At 68.2% G+C, this 15,986-nt stretch carries 16 protein-coding genes and 1 pseudogene; 14 read left to right on the top strand and 3 right to left on the bottom strand.

Annotated elements, in window-relative coordinates; translation table 11 throughout:
- Positions 1-65 precede the first annotated feature (65 nt).
- Entirely contained in the window at positions 66-890 is an 825-nt protein-coding gene (locus ABDW21_RS09150) for a class I SAM-dependent methyltransferase (protein ID WP_343710331.1), read from the bottom strand.
- 184 nt (positions 891-1,074) lie between these two features.
- On the opposite strand from ABDW21_RS09150, the gene ABDW21_RS09155 reads away from it, so the two are divergent.
- The 7 genes from ABDW21_RS09155 (at position 1,075) to ribD (ending at position 6,540) form a co-directional block, all read left to right on the top strand.
- Complete coding sequence (locus ABDW21_RS09155) at positions 1,075-1,560, top strand: MarR family transcriptional regulator (RefSeq protein WP_343600214.1); 486 nt, start codon at positions 1,075-1,077, stop codon at positions 1,558-1,560.
- A 145-nt stretch (positions 1,561-1,705) separates the two neighbouring features.
- Entirely contained in the window at positions 1,706-1,954 is a 249-nt protein-coding gene (locus ABDW21_RS09160; protein ID WP_343600215.1) for a type II toxin-antitoxin system prevent-host-death family antitoxin, read from the top strand.
- Positions 1,942-2,343, top strand: a complete 402-nt coding sequence (locus ABDW21_RS09165) for a PIN domain-containing protein (protein WP_343600217.1) — start codon at positions 1,942-1,944, stop codon at positions 2,341-2,343. The genes ABDW21_RS09160 and ABDW21_RS09165 overlap by 13 nt, the downstream gene beginning before the upstream one ends.
- 132 nt (positions 2,344-2,475) lie before the next feature.
- A complete protein-coding gene (gene fmt, locus ABDW21_RS09170) occupies positions 2,476-3,408 on the top strand; it encodes a methionyl-tRNA formyltransferase (protein WP_343600219.1) in 933 nt (310 codons plus the stop codon).
- Positions 3,405-4,814: an RsmB/NOP family class I SAM-dependent RNA methyltransferase gene (locus ABDW21_RS09175; protein WP_343710332.1), complete on the top strand. Its 1,410-nt coding sequence runs from the start codon at positions 3,405-3,407 to the stop codon at positions 4,812-4,814. The genes fmt and ABDW21_RS09175 overlap by 4 nt, the downstream gene beginning before the upstream one ends.
- Positions 4,814-5,524, top strand: coding sequence for a ribulose-phosphate 3-epimerase (gene rpe, locus ABDW21_RS09180; protein ID WP_343600223.1), 711 nt, complete (start codon positions 4,814-4,816; stop codon positions 5,522-5,524). The genes ABDW21_RS09175 and rpe overlap by 1 nt, the downstream gene beginning before the upstream one ends.
- Positions 5,521-6,540, top strand: a complete 1,020-nt coding sequence (gene ribD, locus ABDW21_RS09185; RefSeq protein WP_343710333.1) for a bifunctional diaminohydroxyphosphoribosylaminopyrimidine deaminase/5-amino-6-(5-phosphoribosylamino)uracil reductase RibD — start codon at positions 5,521-5,523, stop codon at positions 6,538-6,540. Before rpe ends, ribD begins: the two co-directional genes overlap by 4 nt.
- An 81-nt stretch (positions 6,541-6,621) precedes the next feature.
- On the opposite strand, the gene ABDW21_RS09190 is transcribed toward ribD, so the two are convergent.
- Positions 6,622-8,157, bottom strand: a complete 1,536-nt coding sequence (locus ABDW21_RS09190) for an MFS transporter (RefSeq protein ID WP_343600225.1) — start codon at positions 8,155-8,157, stop codon at positions 6,622-6,624.
- Between the two features lie 4 nt (positions 8,158-8,161).
- Positions 8,162-8,866 carry an LppX_LprAFG lipoprotein gene (locus tag ABDW21_RS09195; RefSeq protein WP_343600226.1) on the bottom strand — a complete coding sequence of 235 codons (705 nt, stop codon included), beginning with the start codon at positions 8,864-8,866 and terminating at the stop codon, positions 8,162-8,164.
- Between the two features lie 83 nt (positions 8,867-8,949).
- Between ABDW21_RS09195 and ABDW21_RS09200 the strand changes: the two genes are divergently transcribed.
- The 7 genes and pseudogenes from ABDW21_RS09200 to cysC form a co-directional block, all read left to right on the top strand.
- Complete coding sequence (locus ABDW21_RS09200) at positions 8,950-9,561, top strand: riboflavin synthase (RefSeq protein WP_343600228.1); 612 nt, start codon at positions 8,950-8,952, stop codon at positions 9,559-9,561.
- A gap of 481 nt (positions 9,562-10,042) precedes the next feature.
- Entirely contained in the window at positions 10,043-11,320 is a 1,278-nt protein-coding gene (locus tag ABDW21_RS09205) for a bifunctional 3,4-dihydroxy-2-butanone-4-phosphate synthase/GTP cyclohydrolase II (RefSeq protein ID WP_343600230.1), read from the top strand.
- A gap of 46 nt (positions 11,321-11,366) precedes the next feature.
- Positions 11,367-11,849, top strand: coding sequence for a 6,7-dimethyl-8-ribityllumazine synthase (ribH, locus tag ABDW21_RS09210; RefSeq protein ID WP_343600231.1), 483 nt, complete (start codon positions 11,367-11,369; stop codon positions 11,847-11,849).
- Positions 11,846-12,298 (top strand): PH domain-containing protein, encoded by a 453-nt coding sequence (locus tag ABDW21_RS09215; protein ID WP_343600233.1) that lies wholly within the window; start codon positions 11,846-11,848, stop codon positions 12,296-12,298. The genes ribH and ABDW21_RS09215 overlap by 4 nt, the downstream gene beginning before the upstream one ends.
- A gap of 818 nt (positions 12,299-13,116) precedes the next feature.
- Positions 13,117-14,550, top strand: a complete 1,434-nt coding sequence (locus tag ABDW21_RS09220; RefSeq protein WP_343600241.1) for a nitrate/nitrite transporter — start codon at positions 13,117-13,119, stop codon at positions 14,548-14,550.
- Positions 14,551-14,606: 56 nt separating this feature from the next.
- Positions 14,607-15,395 carry a 3'(2'),5'-bisphosphate nucleotidase CysQ gene (cysQ, locus tag ABDW21_RS09225; RefSeq protein WP_343600235.1) on the top strand — a complete coding sequence of 263 codons (789 nt, stop codon included), beginning with the start codon at positions 14,607-14,609 and terminating at the stop codon, positions 15,393-15,395.
- Between the two features lie 54 nt (positions 15,396-15,449).
- Positions 15,450-15,986, top strand: a pseudogene (gene cysC / locus ABDW21_RS09230) (adenylyl-sulfate kinase); the annotation flags it as partial.

Here is a 15,986-nt window from a genome sequence, read left to right on the forward strand (position 1 = left end):
GGTTCGGCGGCGAACGGACGCTGCCGGCCGCTGGAGAGTGGGTCACCGCCGTCCGGCGCGCTCACTCACCGTTTCCGTGCCGTCAGCAGCAGGTACTCCCACTCCATCACGCCGTCGGACAGATGCTGCCCGGCCAGTTCGATCAACTGGGCGTCGAGCGTGGCGGCCAGCACCGGATTGGCGCCGATCTGCCGGTATGCGTTGATCGTCGGGCCGTAATGGTTTTTGAAGTAGGTGTGGACTGCAGGGGCGTTGTCGAATCGGTCTACCGTCAACACGCGCTGCCGGGTGGTGATGTCGGTGACCTGGTCACCAAGCAAGCCGGTGATGTAATCGGCGCGTCCCCACAGCGCCGCCGGGGGCACACCCGCTGCCAACGTGGGGCGATAGGGCCTGATGGCGGCCAGCATTCGGCCGAAGAACCCGTCCGGCGTCCAGCTGATCAGTCCGATCGTTCCGCCGGGCCGGCAGACCCGCACCAGCTCGTTTGCTGCGCACTGATGATGCGGCGCAAACATCACACCGATCGCCGAGAGCACAGTGTCGAACTCGCCGTCGGCAAACGGCAGGTTTTCGGCGTTGGCTTCCCGCCATTGCAGCGTCACACCGTGTTCTGCGGCGCGCAGCCGTGAGCGCTGCAGCAGTTCCGGGGTCAGGTCGCTGGACACGACGGTGGCGCCGGTCAGCGCGGCGGGTATCGAGATGTTTCCCGATCCGGCGGCGACGTCCAGCACCCGATCATCCGGCCCAATCCCACTGGCAGCAACTAGAATTGGGCCGAGTGGAGCCATCACCTGTTCGGCCATCAAGGCATAGTCGCCCATCGCCCACACCGCGCGGTGTGTGGCGGCGACGGAATGCACGTCGCGGGTTGCGGTGTCGACTTTCATCGGATCCTCCAAGCAATCAGGGGGTGGTGGCCGGTCGGCCGCCGTCGCCGATGACGGGGCGTTTCGCGCACCACGGCTTCAGTACGCATTAGTAATAGTTATAATTGCGTAAAATTGCTTGATGCTATAGTAAATCGCTACTAGACTCCTGGAAATCGGCTGTGGAAGGACAGAAGGCGGCGCGATGGTCACAGAAGGCGCGACGGCGAACGCGGAGTCACTGGACGCCATCACCGACGCCTTGCTGACCGCGTCGCGGCTGTTGGTGGCTGTGTCGGCCGACTCCATCGCCCAGGTCGACGACACGATCACCATCCCCCAGTTCCGGACTCTGGTGATCTTGTCCAATCGGGGGCCGATCAATCTCGCGACGCTTGCCGGTCTGCTGGGTGTGAAACCCTCGGCGGCCGGCCGGATGGTCGACCGGCTCGTCGGCGCGGGGCTGATCGACCGCCTGCCGCACCCGACCTCACGGCGTGAGCTGTTGGCGAAGCTCACCGCACGGGGCCGCAAAGTCGTTCAGCAGGTCACCGCGCGGCGGCGCACCGAGATCGCCCGGATCGTGAAGAAGATGCCCCCGCCGGAACGTCGCGGCCTGGTCCGCGCGCTGACGGCGTTCACCACCGCCGGGGGAGAGCCCGCCGCCGATGTCGACAGCGACGCGCTGTAGCCCGCTGCGGCGTCCGGCCGAGATACGCCGCGAGCCGGCCGGTCGCCGGGCAGGTGCGCCGCGTCGTCGCCGGCACCCCCGAGCCCACGCTGCGGCTGGTTGACCAGAAATCATATTTATCTGATATCCTTGCGATGTGACCCGAATGACCGCGACGGACGCGGCGCGCAACTTCTCGGAGCTGCTCAACCGAGTGGCCGGCGGTGAGGAAATCGAGGTGACGCGTAGCGGGGCCGCCGTCGCCGTGATCTCCCCACCGAAGTCGCGACTGATCTCGGCCGACCGATTTCGGGCGCTGATCGCGAGCGCACCGCCACCTGACTCCGCGTTCGCCCGCGACATCCACGCCGTGCGTGAGTCGGTCGGGCCGCCCGAGGACGCGTGGCCGTCCTGATCGACACCGACATGCTCGTCGACCCCGAGCGCGGTGTCACCAGTCCCGAGGTCGAAAGCGCGATCGGCGACGAGGACCGCGCGATCAGCGTCATCACCGTCAGCGAACTGCTGCATGGCGTGCACCGGGCGACTGGCGCGCAGCGCGCTCGCCGCAGCGCATTCGTCGAGCATCTGCTCGCCGGCATGCGGGCGATCGAGATCACCGAGCAGGTCGCACGCGTTCACGCCGACATCTGGGCTCAACTGGCGAGCAAGGGGCAACTCGTCGGCGCCCACGATCTTTGGATCGCAGCCACCGCCCTGGCCCATGGAATGAGTCTGGCCAGCGGCAACACCGTTGATTTCCAACGTGTTCCAGGGTTACGGGTGATCACTCCAGCTTTCTGACCGAGGCGATGACCTCGGCTGCCGTTGACATCGGACCCGTCGGTCAGCGCGACCATTCGGCTGCGTTGTCGGCGGAACCGCCGGATCGCCTGGTCGACGGGGTACCCGGCCGTCCCTCCCTACACTGGGCCGGTGCGCCTCGTCTTCGCCGGCACCCCCGAGCCCGCGCTGCCCGCGCTGCGGCTGCTGATCGACTCGCCCCGCCACGAGGTGGCCGCGGTGCTGACCCGGCCCGACGCCGCGTCCGGCCGGCGGGGTCACCCGCAGCCCTCGCCGGTGGCCCGGCTGGCGCTCGACCACGGCATCCCGGTGCTGCGGCCGCCGCGGCCCAACACCGCGGAGTTCGTCGCGGAACTGTCGGCGTTGGCGCCGGACTGCTGCCCGGTGGTGGCCTACGGCGCGCTGCTGGGCGAGGAGCTGCTGGCGGTGCCGCGGTACGGCTGGGTCAACCTGCATTTCTCGCTGCTGCCCGCCTGGCGCGGCGCGGCCCCGGTGCAGGCGGCGATCGCGGCCGGCGACACCGTCACCGGTGCGACGACGTTCCAGATCGAGCCGAGCCTGGACTCCGGACCGGTCTACGGTGTGGTCACCGAAACGATCCGGCCCGCCGACACCGCCGGGGATCTGCTCGACCGGCTGGGGGTGTCGGGTGCTGCGCTGCTGGCGGCCACGGTGGACGGCATCGCCGACGCAGCGCTGACGCCGGTGCCGCAGCCATCCGACGGGGCGAGCTACGCCCCCAAGGTCACCGTCGAGGACGCGAGGGTGCGCTGGGAGCAGCCGGCCCACGCGGTCGAGCGGCGCATCCGCGCCGTCACGCCCAAGCCCGGTGCGTGGACGACCATCGGTGGGCTGCGCGTCAAACTCGGCCCGGTGTCGGTGGATTCCGATGGCCCGCAATCCCTGTCGCCCGGCGACATTCACGTCGACCGAGACAGCGTGTGGGTCGGTACCGGCTCGGATCCGGTGCGGCTGGGTGAAATCCAGCCGCCGGGAAAGAAGTTCATGAACGCCGGTGACTGGGCCCGCGGCGCCCGGCTCGACGCCGCGGTGCACGCATCATGACCCGACCAGGTCGGCCCTCGAAAACGCAACGGACGCAACGACAACCGCAGCGACGCCCGCTCGATCCGGCGCGCCGGGCCGCGTTCGACGCGCTGCGCGCGGTCACCGAGCGCGACGCCTACCCCAACCTGGCGCTGCCGGCGCTGCTGCGCGAGCGCGGGATCACCGGCCGCGACGCCGCGTTCGCCACCGAGCTGACCTACGGCACGTGTCGCACCCGCGGGCTGCTGGACGCGATCATCGAGGCGGCCGCCGGTCGGTCGCCGGCCGCCATCGACTCGGTGCTGCTGGACCTGCTGCGGATGGGGACCTATCAACTGCTGCGCACCCGGGTCGACGCGTACGCCGCGGTGTCCACCACCGTCGACCAGGCGGGAATCGAATTCGACACGGCGCGTGCGGGTTTCGTCAACGGTGTGCTGCGCACCATCAGCTCACGCGACGAGCGGTCCTGGACCGACGAGCTGGCCCCCGATGCGGCGGCCGACCCAGTGGGGCACTCCGCCTTCGTGCACGCCCACCCACGCTGGGTGGCGCAGGCGTTCGTCGACGCGCTGGGCCCCGCCGCCGGCGAACTCGACGCGGTGCTGGCCGGCGACGACCAGCGCCCGCAGGTGCACCTGGCTGCGCGACCCGGGGTGCTCAGCGCCGACCAGCTGGCCGGGTCGGTGGGCGGCACGGTGGGCCGGCATTCGCCCTACGCGGTGTACCTGCCCGGCGGCGATCCGGCGGAGTTGCCGGCGGTGCGCGACGGCCACGCGCTGGTGCAGGACGAGGGCAGCCAGCTGGTGGCCCGCGCGCTCACGCTGGCGCCGGTGGACGGCGACACCGGGCGCTGGCTGGACCTGTGCGCCGGGCCGGGCGGCAAGACCGCGCTGCTGGCCGCGCTCGGCGTCGACCGCGGTGCGCGGGTCACCGCGGTCGAGCCGGCAGCGCACCGCGCCGAGCTGGTCGCGCAGAACACCCGCGGGCTTCCGGTCGACGTGCTGCGCGCCGACGGACGCGACAGGGACCTTGTCGGGGGCCTGGACCCGGGTTTCGACCGGGTGCTGGTCGACGTGCCGTGCACCGGGCTGGGCGCGCTGCGGCGCCGGCCCGAGGCGCGCTGGCGGCGCCAGCCCGCCGACATCCCGGCGCTGACCCGGCTGCAGCGCGAGCTGCTGACCGCCGCCATCGCGCTGACTCGGCCCGGCGGGGTGGTGCTGTACGCGACCTGTTCCCCGCACCTGGCCGAAACGGCCGGCGTCGTCGCCGACGCACTGCGCCGCCACCCGGTGCGGGCGTTGGACGCGCGGCCGCTGTTCGAGCCGGTCACGGATCTGGGGGATGGCCCTTACGTGCAGCTGTGGCCGCACCGGCACGGCACCGACGCGATGTTTGCCGCGGCGCTGCTCAAAGTAGGCTGATGCCCGTGTCAGTCCAGACCGAGTCAGTCCAGACCGATCGGCCCCTGATCGCGCCGTCGATCCTGGCCGCCGACTTCGCCCGGCTGGCCGACGAGGCGGCCGCCGTGCCCGACGCGGACTGGCTGCACGTCGACGTGATGGACGGGCATTTCGTGCCGAACCTGACCATCGGGCTGCCGGTGGTGCAGAGCCTGCTCAGGGTCACCGACATCCCGATGGACTGCCATCTGATGATCGAAGACCCGGGCCGCTGGGCTCCGCCGTACGCCGAAGCAGGCGCCTACAACGTCACCTTCCACGCCGAGGCCACCGACAACCCGGTCGCCGTCGCCCGCGACATCCGGGCCGCCGGCGCCAGGGCCGGGCTCGGCGTCAAACCCGGCACGCCGCTGGAGCCTTACCTCGACATCCTCAGCGACTTCGACACCCTGCTGGTCATGTCGGTCGAGCCGGGTTTCGGCGGCCAGGACTTCATCCGCGAGGTGCTGGGCAAAGTGCGCACGCTCCGCAAGATGGTCGATTCGGGCGAGCTGACCATCCTGGTCGAGATCGACGGCGGCATCAACGCCGACACCATCGAAGCGGCCGCCGAGGCCGGTGTCGACTGCTTCGTGGCCGGATCGGCCGTCTACCACGCCGACGACCCCGACGCCGCGGTCGAAGCGCTGCGGCGGCGGGCACAGGCCGCGTCGCCGCATCTGCGCCGATGACGGGCCCGGCGGCCATCGACTACGACGCCGTCATGCAGCTCGCCGTCGAGCACGCCGAGCTGGTCAAGGGCGCCACCTATCCCAATCCGCCGGTCGGCGCGGTGATCGTGGACCGCGACGGCCAGGTTGTCGGGGTCGGCGGCACCGGGCCGGCCGGCAGCGCACACGCCGAGGTGGTGGCGCTGCGCCGGGCCGGCGGTTTGGCTGCCGGCGGCACCGCGGTGGTCACCCTGGAACCGTGCAACCACCACGGCAGAACCCCGCCGTGCGTGGACGCGCTGCTGCAGGCCGGCGTCGCGACGGTGGTCTACGCCGTCGCCGACCCGACCCCCGTCGCCGCCGGGGGCGCGGCCCGGCTGGCCGCGGCCGGTGTGCACGTCGTCGCCGACGTGCACGCGGACCTGGTGGCCGCCGGGACGCTGCGGGAGTGGCTGCACAAGCAGCGCACCGGGCTGCCGCACGTCACCTGGAAGTACGCCACCAGCGTCGACGGGCGCAGCGCCGCCGCCGACGGGTCCAGCCAGTGGATCAGCAGCGAGGCTGCCCGCGCGGACCTGCACCGCCGCCGCACGGCTGCCGACGCCATCGTGGTGGGCACCGGCACCGTGCTCGCTGACGACCCGTCGTTGACGGCCCGGCTCGCCGACGGCCGGCTGGCCGATCGCCAGCCGCTGCGCGTCGTCGTCGGCAAACGCGAAATACCCTCCGAGGCAAAAGTTCTCAACGACGATTCGCGGACGATGGTGATCCGCACCCACGATCCGCGCGAGGTGCTGGGGGCGCTGTCGGATCGCACCGACGTGCTGCTGGAGGGCGGGCCGACGCTGGCCAGCGCGTTCCTGCGGGCCGGGACCATCGACCGGATCCTCGCCTACGTCGCGCCGATCCTGCTGGGCGGGCCGGCGACCGCGGTCGACGACGTCGGGGTGTCCAGCATCGCGCGGGCGCTGCGCTGGCGGTTCGACGCGATCGAGCGGATCGGCCCGGACCTGTTGCTCAGCCTGGTACCGCGGTAGCTTTTCCGCCGCGACCGTGCGTGTTTGTGCGTAGACACGCCGCGCAAGCCGTGCAACCGTGCACGCTCGCCGCACAGGCGCTCACACCGCGGGCGCGACAGCTTCCCGCTCGGGCACCGGCGGCTCCTCGGCGTGGACGGCGCGGCTGCTCAGCAGCAGCCCCAGCAGCGCCCCCGCCACGCAGATGATCGCGGTGATGGTGAAGATCTCGCCGTACATCATCGTGTACGCCGTCTGGTAGAGGTGCGCCTGGGCCGCGAGCCGGGCGGGCAGGCTGGCGTCGTCGGGCACCGACGCCGACAACGACTGCACGATCTGGTTCAGCCGGTAAAAACCCCATGCGCTCAGCGCCGCCAAACCCACCATCATGCCTGTCATCCGCGCGACCACCACCAGCGCCGAGGCGATGCCGTGCTGCGCGGACGGCACCACCCGCAGGCTGGCCGACGTCAGCGGCCCGATGACCAGGCCCAGGCCGAGGCCGGCGAGCGCCAGGTCGGTGTCCATCGCGGGCAGCGACAGGCCGAGCAGGTGGTGATGCTGCGCCGGCAGGTCGACCTGCCACTTGGAGATCAGCCAGTACCCGCCGGCCGCGATGAGCAGGCCGACGAACGTCATCGCACGGTCGCCGACCTTCGTGGCGATCCAGCCGCCCGCCAGCGCCCCGATCGGCAGCGCGGCCAGGAAACGCAGCAGCAGCAGCGCCGCCTGGTCCTGGTTCATGATCAACACGCCCTGGCCGAACAGCTCCACGTCGACCAGCGTCACCATCAACGCCGCGCCGGCCGCCACGGATGCGCCCAGCGCGGCCAGAAACGGCCGGAAGCGCACGCCGGCGGGATCGATCAACCGGGTGCGGGCGAAGCGCTCCCAGAGCGCGAACGCCGCGGCGGCGACGATCGCGCCGATCACCAGCGGCGGGCCGTAGCTGGGCAGCGCCGTCTGGCCGTTCGGGTCCGGGTTGTACAGCCCGAGCACCACCAGACCCAGCGTGATCGCCAGCAGAATCCCGCCGACCAGGTCGATTCTCTCCGTCCCGGCGCCGACGGTCCGCGACGGCAGGCTGAAGTGGATCATCACCATCGCGGCCAGTGCCAGCGGCACGTTGATCCAGAAGACGTCCTGCCAGCGGCCGGTCAGCCAGACGACGAGGATCCCGTACAGCGGGCCCAGCACGCTGCCCAGTTCCTGGGCGGAGCCGATGCCGCCCAGCACCGCGGCGCGGTTGCGCGCGGCCCACAGGTCGGCGCCCAGGGCCAGGGTGACCGGCAGCAGCGCGCCGCTGGCCACGCCCTGGATGGTGCGGCCCACCACCAGCGTCGTCAGATCCGCGGACAGCGCGGTGACTACCGAGCCGACCGCGAACGCCGCCAGGCTGACCTGCAGCAGCAGCTTGCGGCCGAACCTGTCGGACGCCCGGCCCAAAAGCGGCATCGCCGCGATGTAGCCCAGCAGGTAGCAGGTGACGATCGGGGTGATGCGCTGCAGCTGGTTGATGGGGATGCCGACGGTGATGATGATGTCGCGCATGACGGTCACCACGACGTAGGTGTCCAGCGCCCCGAGCAGCACGGCCAGGCTGCCGGCGCCGATCGCTACTGTGCGTCCAGGTTGCATCGTCTCAACTCACATTCGGTTTGCTGACCTGCACCGGTTCGTTCCAGTTCGACAGGGTCATCTGTAGGAAATTGCCGGCGCTCTGCTCCAGCTTGGCCTGTACCAGCTGATGCTCGCCGTCCTCCTGAATCCAGACCGTGACCGGTCGGGGCTCGGTGGCCTTCAGTTGCGGCGCGAGCGCATTCACCGCGTCGGCGCTGACCTTTCCGGCCAGGCGGACGGTGTCCTGCCCGTTGATGGTGTCGCGGCCCTGCGCCGTGGCCCCGCTGAGATTGGCCAGCAGGTTGGCCAGCCCTTTGGTCGGATCGAGCAGTGTCCCCAGGTCGTAGACATCTGCGGCCGGCCCCAGGTTGGCCCACTTGTTCGGGGTCAGGGCCGCGTAGAGGACGGAATCGTAGACCACGAACGGCACGTCGACCTCGGGGCCGGAGAAGGTGATCTTGGCGTCACCCTTGGCGGCGATGCCGGGGACGGTGGTGAGGTCGCCGGTGATTGTCTTGACCGGCAGCGACGGGATCGTGCCTTCCACCGAGAACACCAGGTGCGCGCTGGTGACCTTCTTGGTGGCGACGCTGGATTGCTGGACCAGGTTCGCCGCGTCCGGCAGCGGGCCGCTGTTCTGCTTCGGCGACGACGAGCAGCCGCCGAGCAGGGCGGTGGCGATGCTGAGGGCGGCGAGAAGGGCCGGTAGCCGGCGGCGGGTCTGCATGTGTGCATCGTAGAGGGTGCCGGTGACCGCTCTTCGAACCGTGAGGTAGGCCGGTGCGTCGCGCCGCAACGTAGCCTGGGGTGGTGTTCACCGGAATCGTGGAGGAGTTGGGCGCGGTGGTTGCCAGGGAGGACCTGGGCGATTCCGCGCGCCTGACCGTCCGCGGCCCACTGGTCACCGTCGACGCCGGCCACGGCGACTCGATCGCCGTCAACGGCGTGTGCCTGACGGTGGTCGAGGTGCTACCGGATGGGCAGTTCACCGCCGACGTGATGGGCGAGACCCTCGACCGCTCCAGCCTGGCCCGGGTGGGCGCCGGCAGCCCGGTGAACCTGGAGCGGGCCGCGGCGCTGAACAGCCGGCTGGGCGGGCACATCGTGCAGGGTCACGTGGACGGCACCGGGCAGATCCTGGCGCGCAGCCCAGCCGAGCACTGGGAGGTGCTGCGCATCGGGCTGCCCGCCGCTCTGGCCCGCTACGTCGTGGAGAAGGGGTCGATCACCGTCGACGGCATTTCGCTGACCGTGTCCGGGCTCGGCGCCGACTGGTTCGAGGTGTCGCTGATCCCGACCACCCTCGCGCTGACGACGCTCGGCCGCGCCGCGGTGGGTGGCTTGGTGAACCTCGAAGTAGATGTCATTGCGAAGCACGTCGAGCGGCTCATGGTCGCAAATCTTCGCGGTGTGACTGATTGACCTGCCATGTCCGGGCGACCGATGAAACGAGTGGCGGCAGCGGGGCTGGCGCCGGCAGCATGTCTGCTGGGTCTGCTGGCACCGACCGCGCACACTGACGGTAACGACCGTCTCAATCCCGCCGAGCGCGCCTATGTTGTCGAGGTAGAGCCGAGCGGCGTACCGGTGAGGCCCCCGACCGGGGTACTGCAGGCCGGCCGCTGGGTCTGCGACGACCTCCACCGCGGGATTCCGCCGGAGGAGATCATCGCGACGCACTTCGGGGCGTTTGCAGACACGTGGGGGCCGCCTGTCGTCGATGCCGCCCGACACCACTTGTGCCCGGACACCCTTACCGGGGGAGGTTGAGCGACGTGCGCGGCACGTAGCGCGCCGCCGCATCCGCCGGGCACGCCGCCGCAACGACCGCTAGCGCCCCGTGGTTCATACTGAGAGCAACGTCGGGGCCCGCCCCGATCCCAGAGCTGACTAGGTGGCAGAGATGACCAGGCTGGACACCGTCGAGCGGGCTGTTGCCGACATCGCGGCCGGCAAGGCCGTCGTCGTCATCGACGACGAGAACCGGGAGAACGAGGGCGACCTGGTCTTCGCCGCTGAAAACGCCACCCCGGAGTTGGTCGCGTTCATGGTGCGCTACACCTCCGGGTATCTGTGCGTCCCATTGGACGGGGCGATTTGCGACCGGCTGGGCCTGCTGCCGATGTACGCGTTGAACCAGGACAAGCACGGCACCGCCTACACCGTCACTGTCGATGCGAAAAACGGTGTGGGAACGGGAATTTCAGCATCTGATCGGGCAACGACCATGCGGTTGTTGGCCGACCCGGCAAGTGTCGCAGACGATTTCACCCGGCCGGGCCACGTCGTCCCGTTGCGCGCCAAGGACGGCGGCGTGTTGCGCCGTGCCGGCCACACCGAGGCCGCGGTCGACCTGGCTCGGATGGCGGGGCTGCAGCCGGCGGGCGCGATCTGCGAGATCGTCAGCCAGAAGGACGAGGGCGCGATGGCGCAGACCGACGAGCTGCGGGTCTTCGCCGACGAACACGGCCTGGCGCTGATCGCGATCGCCGACCTGATCGAGTACCGACGCAAGCACGAGAAGCACGTCGAGCGGGTTGCCGAGGCCCGCATCCCGACCCGGCACGGGGAGTTCCGCGCGGTCGGCTACGCCAGCATCTACGAAGACGTCGAGCATGTCGCACTGGTGCGCGGCGAGATCGCCGGCCCCAACTACGACGGCCACGACGTGCTGGTCCGGGTGCACTCGGAGTGTCTGACCGGCGACGTGTTCGGCTCCCGGCGTTGTGACTGCGGCCCGCAGTTGGACGCCGCGATGGCGATGGTCGCACACGAGGGCCGCGGCGTGGTGCTCTACATGCGGGGTCACGAGGGCCGCGGTATCGGCCTGATGCACAAGCTGCAGGCCTATCAGCTGCAGGACGCTGGCGCCGACACCGTCGACGCCAACCTCACGCTCGGCTTTCCCGCTGATGCACGCGATTACGGCATCGGTGCTCAGATTCTGGTCGATCTCGGGGTTCGCTCGATGCGGCTGCTGACCAACAACCCCGCCAAGCGGGTCGGGCTGGACGGCTACGGCTTGCACATCGTCGAACGGGTGCCGCTGCCGGTGCGCGCCAACGCGGAGAACATCCGGTATCTGATGACCAAGCGCGACCGGATGGGACACGACCTCACCGGGCTGGACGATTACCCCGAATCATTCATTCTTCCAGGTGAATTCGGGGGAGCTCTGTGACCGCCGACGACAATGCAGAACGCAGCGATGCGCAGGAGTGGCGCTGATGGCCGGTGGCGCCGGCGTGCCGGACATGCCGACGCTCGACGCGTCCGGAGTCAAGCTGGCGATCGTGGCCAGCACCTGGCATGGCACCATCTGCGACGCGCTGCTGGCGGGCGCCGTCAAGGTGGCTGCGCAGTGGGGCGTCAGCAATCCCACGGTGGTGCGGGTGCTCGGCGCGATCGAGGTTCCGGTGGTGGCCCAGGCGCTGGCCCGCGACCACGACGCCGTCGTCGCGCTGGGTGTGGTGATCCGCGGTGCCACACCGCATTTCGACTACGTGTGCGAGGCGGTGACCCAGGGGTTGACGCGGGTGTCGTTGGACTCCTCGACCCCGGTGGCCAACGGGGTGCTGACCACCAACACCGAGGAGCAGGCACTCGATCGGGCCGGGCTGCCGGCGTCGACGGAGGACAAGGGCGCCCAGGCCACCGCCGCGGCTTTGAGCACCGCCCTGACCCTGCGCGATCTGCGCGCCAGACCGTGACCGCACCAGCTGATTGGGATGTGGAGGTGCGTCCGCGCCTGACCCCCGTTTTCGCCTACATCGTGGCGTTCGTGATCGCGGCCGCGCACATCGTGGTGGGCCTGCTGCTGAAGATCAAGTCCACCGGAGTGATCTTCCAGACCGCCGACCAGGTAGCCATTGCCACACTGGGTCTGCTGATCGCCGGGTTTGTGCTGCTGTTCGCCCGGCCGCGGCTGCGTGTCGGCGCCGCCGGCCTGGGGGTGCGTAACCTGCTGGGCGAGCGGCTGGTGCCGTGGTCGAGCGTGGTCGGCGTGTCGTTCCCGGCCGGCGCCCGCTGGGCGCGCATCGATCTGCCTGACGACGAGTACATCCCGGTGATGGCGATCCAGGCCGTCGACAAGGAACGCGCCGTGGCGGCCATGGACACCGTGCGGTCCCTGCTTTCCCGGTACCAACCCGGGCGGTGAGGGCGGCGTCGCCTCCGGGCGACGGTGCGACAAGGGATTTCGGCTAGTCCGGTGCCGCGTCGGCCGTGTCGGTGAGCATCCCGATAGGTCAGGCTGGACATCTCCTGTGTATCGCCGGGGATCTCTTGGCCGAACGACGTGGAGACGCTACGGTCGAGTAATCAGTTGAGACTGATTTTGAGTGGGCGCGCACGCGTAGTGTCAAAGCTCACGGGCGGTGGGACCCGCCTTAACTGCACGTCTTATCGCGACGGCCAATGGTTCCTGCGAAACAGATAGTGCTCGGCAGCCGCGATCGGAGCCGAGGGCGACGCAGAGGAGACTAAATGGCCGTTCGACCTCTCTTCGCCCGAAGCGTGTTTCGGCCTCGGAGCCGGCATGGCCTCGCGCTGTTGCGAAATTCGAGGAAGAGCCGCGCCGACGCCCGCACGTGGTACGCAGGAGTGCGCTGTCCGGGCGCCGCGTGGCCGGCGCTGGGCGTCAGCCCAGTGGGCAGAGCAGCGTCCGCCGGCGCGGGCGCTGAGCCGCTCAGCGCGTCCCCGGGGCGGGTTCTGAAGCCGGGCTCGTTGCTCGGCGCGGGCAGCGCTAACCGCTTGTGCGCAAAGGTAGTTGACTCCTGTCCGTTTTGTCTGCGGTGTTCCCGGGTACGCATGTGACAAGTGAGCCAGAGGTCCGGCGCTGCTGGGGTTGGCACGATCATCAGCGGGTCCGTTCGCAGGGTTTCGCAGGGTGCTGTCGGCACGTTTCCCAGGGTGCTGTCGGCACAGAGTGATGAGCTGTTCGCCCCTCAGGTAGTTCTCAAGGAAGGTGTAATGGCGATGGTGCGTTCGCGCATCTCCGAATGGAACCCCCAGGACGAAGCGACCTGGGATGCCGGCAACCATGTCATCGCTCGTCGAAATCTGGTCTGGCTCGTCGTCAATGTGCACGTCACATTTTCGGTCTGGTATTTGTGGTCGGTGATGGTGCTTTTTATGCCGGTCTCCGTCTACGGGTTCTCGACCGGAGACAAGCTCCTCATAGCCGCGGCCGCCTCGTTGGTCGGCGCTGTGGTGCGTATCCCTTATTCCATGGCCGCCAATTGGTTCGGGGGGCGCACCTGGACGACGCTTTCGTCGTTTGTGCTTGTGATCCCCACTGCCGGAGCTATCTGGTTGCTGGCGCATCCGGGCCTGCCGCTGTGGCCGTATCTCGCGTGCGCGGCCTTGACCGGGTTGGGCGGCGGCAATTACTCGGCATCGCTGGCCAAGGTCGACGGTCTGTATCCTCAACGGCTCAAGGGTGCGGTGCTGGGCCTGACCGGCGGCATGGCCAATATTGGGTCGGCGGCCATCCAAATGGTGGGGCTGGTGGTCCTGGCCGTGGCAGGCCATATGGCGCCCTACTGGGTGTGCGCGATCTATCTTTGCCTTCTGGCCGTCGGCGGCGCCGGTGCGGCGCTCTTCATGGACAACTTCGTGGCGCACCGCTCCGGACTGTCGTTGAACAACTTGCGAGCGATTCTTCCGGTGTCCGACACCTGGATCCTCTGTTTCCTCTACTTGTGCGCGTCCGGCTCATTTCTGGGTTTCGCGTTCGCCTTCGGGCAACTGCTGAACCACAACTTCATAGCGGCTGGGGAAAGTCCTGGGCAGGCATCCCTGCATGCTGCCGAGGTCGCGTTCATCGGGCCTTTGTTGGGGTCCTTGGCGCGGATCGCCGGCGGCAAGCTCAGCGACCGCTTTGGTGGCGGCCGCGTCGCAATGACCGTCTTCATCGGCGCTATCGCGGCCGGCGGTTGGTTGACTGTCATCAGCACGCACAACGACCTCACGCACGGTTCCGGTGCGCCCGCGACCGGGCTGACGATGGTCGGTTACATCATCGGTTTCATTGCGCTGTTCATCTTCTGCGGAGCTGGCAAAGGGCCTGTTTACCAGCTCATTCCCCTGGTCTTCGAGGAACGTAGTCGCGGGTTGGGCCTCCCGGAGAGCGATCGCCGAGATTGGGCCCGGGTCCGGTCATCGTCGCTGATCGGGTTTGCGGGCGCATTCGGTGCGCTCGGCGGGATGGGGATCAACGTGGTGCTGCGGCAATCCTATGAGTTGGCCGGCACCGCCACCCCGGCCCTGTGGATCTTCACGCTGAGTTATGTCGGCGCGGCGTTCGTGGCGTGGGCGCGCTACGTGCGTCCACGACGCCCGGCGCTGCTGGGTACCGCCGCGGCGGACGCGGATCAAGGCGTCGTCGCGTCGGCCGGCCAGGACAGCTGATCATTCCCGAGATGCGCCCCGGCTGGTAGCAACGAAAAGAAAGGATCGTAAATCTAATGAGTCAACGAGAAGCCGCCGACTCCGCGATACCATCCCTCGACGAGGTGATTGCCATCGCGGTTGAGGCCGGAAAACTTATACTCAAGCATCGCCAGCACCCGCACGTGAGAGAAAAAGGTGACCACGGCGACGACACCTCGCCGGTCACAGATGCAGATTTGGCGTCCAATCGGTACATCACCGAACACCTGAAGAAGCTGAATCCGAATATTCCGATCATTTCCGAGGAAATCCAGTCGGCCGATTACGACACAAGGAAGCATTGGCGGCGTTTCTGGGTGGTGGACCCTCTGGATGGCACCAAAGAATTCGTCAAAGGCAGCGATGAGTTTACCGTTAATATCGCGCTCGTGGACGAACTGGAACCCATGCTGGGTGTGATATATACGCCGGCCAAAGACTTGCTGTACTACGCAGGAAAAGGACAGGGGAGCTGGAAACGGGACGGCGAACATGCTCCCGTGCGGATTTATTCAGAGGTTCCGGATCTCGCCAAGGGGCTAGTTGTCGTTGAGAGTGCTTCGCACCCGTCTGCCGAACTGGAAAACTACCTGAAAGACCTCCCCGTCAAGGAGCGGATCTATGCAGGAAGCTCGCTCAAGTTCTGCCTGGTGGCCGAGGGTGTCGCTGACATCTACCCGCGCATGGGCCCGACAATGGAGTGGGATGTGGCGGCCGGTGATTGCATTTATCGCAACTCGGCTCGCCTTGGCCGGCGCAGCACATCGTTTAGCTACAACAAGCCTTCGTTGAGAAACGAGACCTTCGTCATCGGCTTCAAATGAATGCTGCATCAGCCCGCTTGTCGGCTTAACTGTTCCGAGAAAGGACTCGCTGCAATGGCCAATGACATTACCTGGCACGAGTACAGTGTGAGTCGCAGTGAACGGGAAAAGCTGAACGGCCATCGGGGTTCCGTAACCTGGCTCACCGGGCTGAGTGCCAGCGGCAAGAGCACAGTGGCAAATCTGGTGGACCGCAAGTTGTACGAACGCACTGCACGAAGCTACATGCTCGACGGCGATAATGTGCGCTACGGGCTCAACGCCGGTCCGGATATCCTCGAGAAACTGCATGGCAAAGAATTTGCCGCGCGCTTCGGCTCGGGCTTTTCGGCCGACGACCGGGAGGAGAATATTCGCAGGATCGGCGCCGTTGCGAAACTGCCCTGCGAAGCCGGAATTATCACCTTGACCGCGTTCATCAGCCCGTATCGCCGTGATCGCGACCGAAGTCCGCGCGACTCTCGACGAAAACGACGTCATCGAGATTTTCGTCGACACCCCGATCGAGGTATGTGAACAGCGCGATCCGACAGGGTTGTACAAGCGATCCGACAGGGTTGTACAAGAAGGTAAAGGGTTGTACAAGAAGGT

Source organism: Mycobacterium sp. (assembly GCF_039583805.1).
GTDB lineage: Bacteria > Actinomycetota > Actinomycetes > Mycobacteriales > Mycobacteriaceae > Mycobacterium.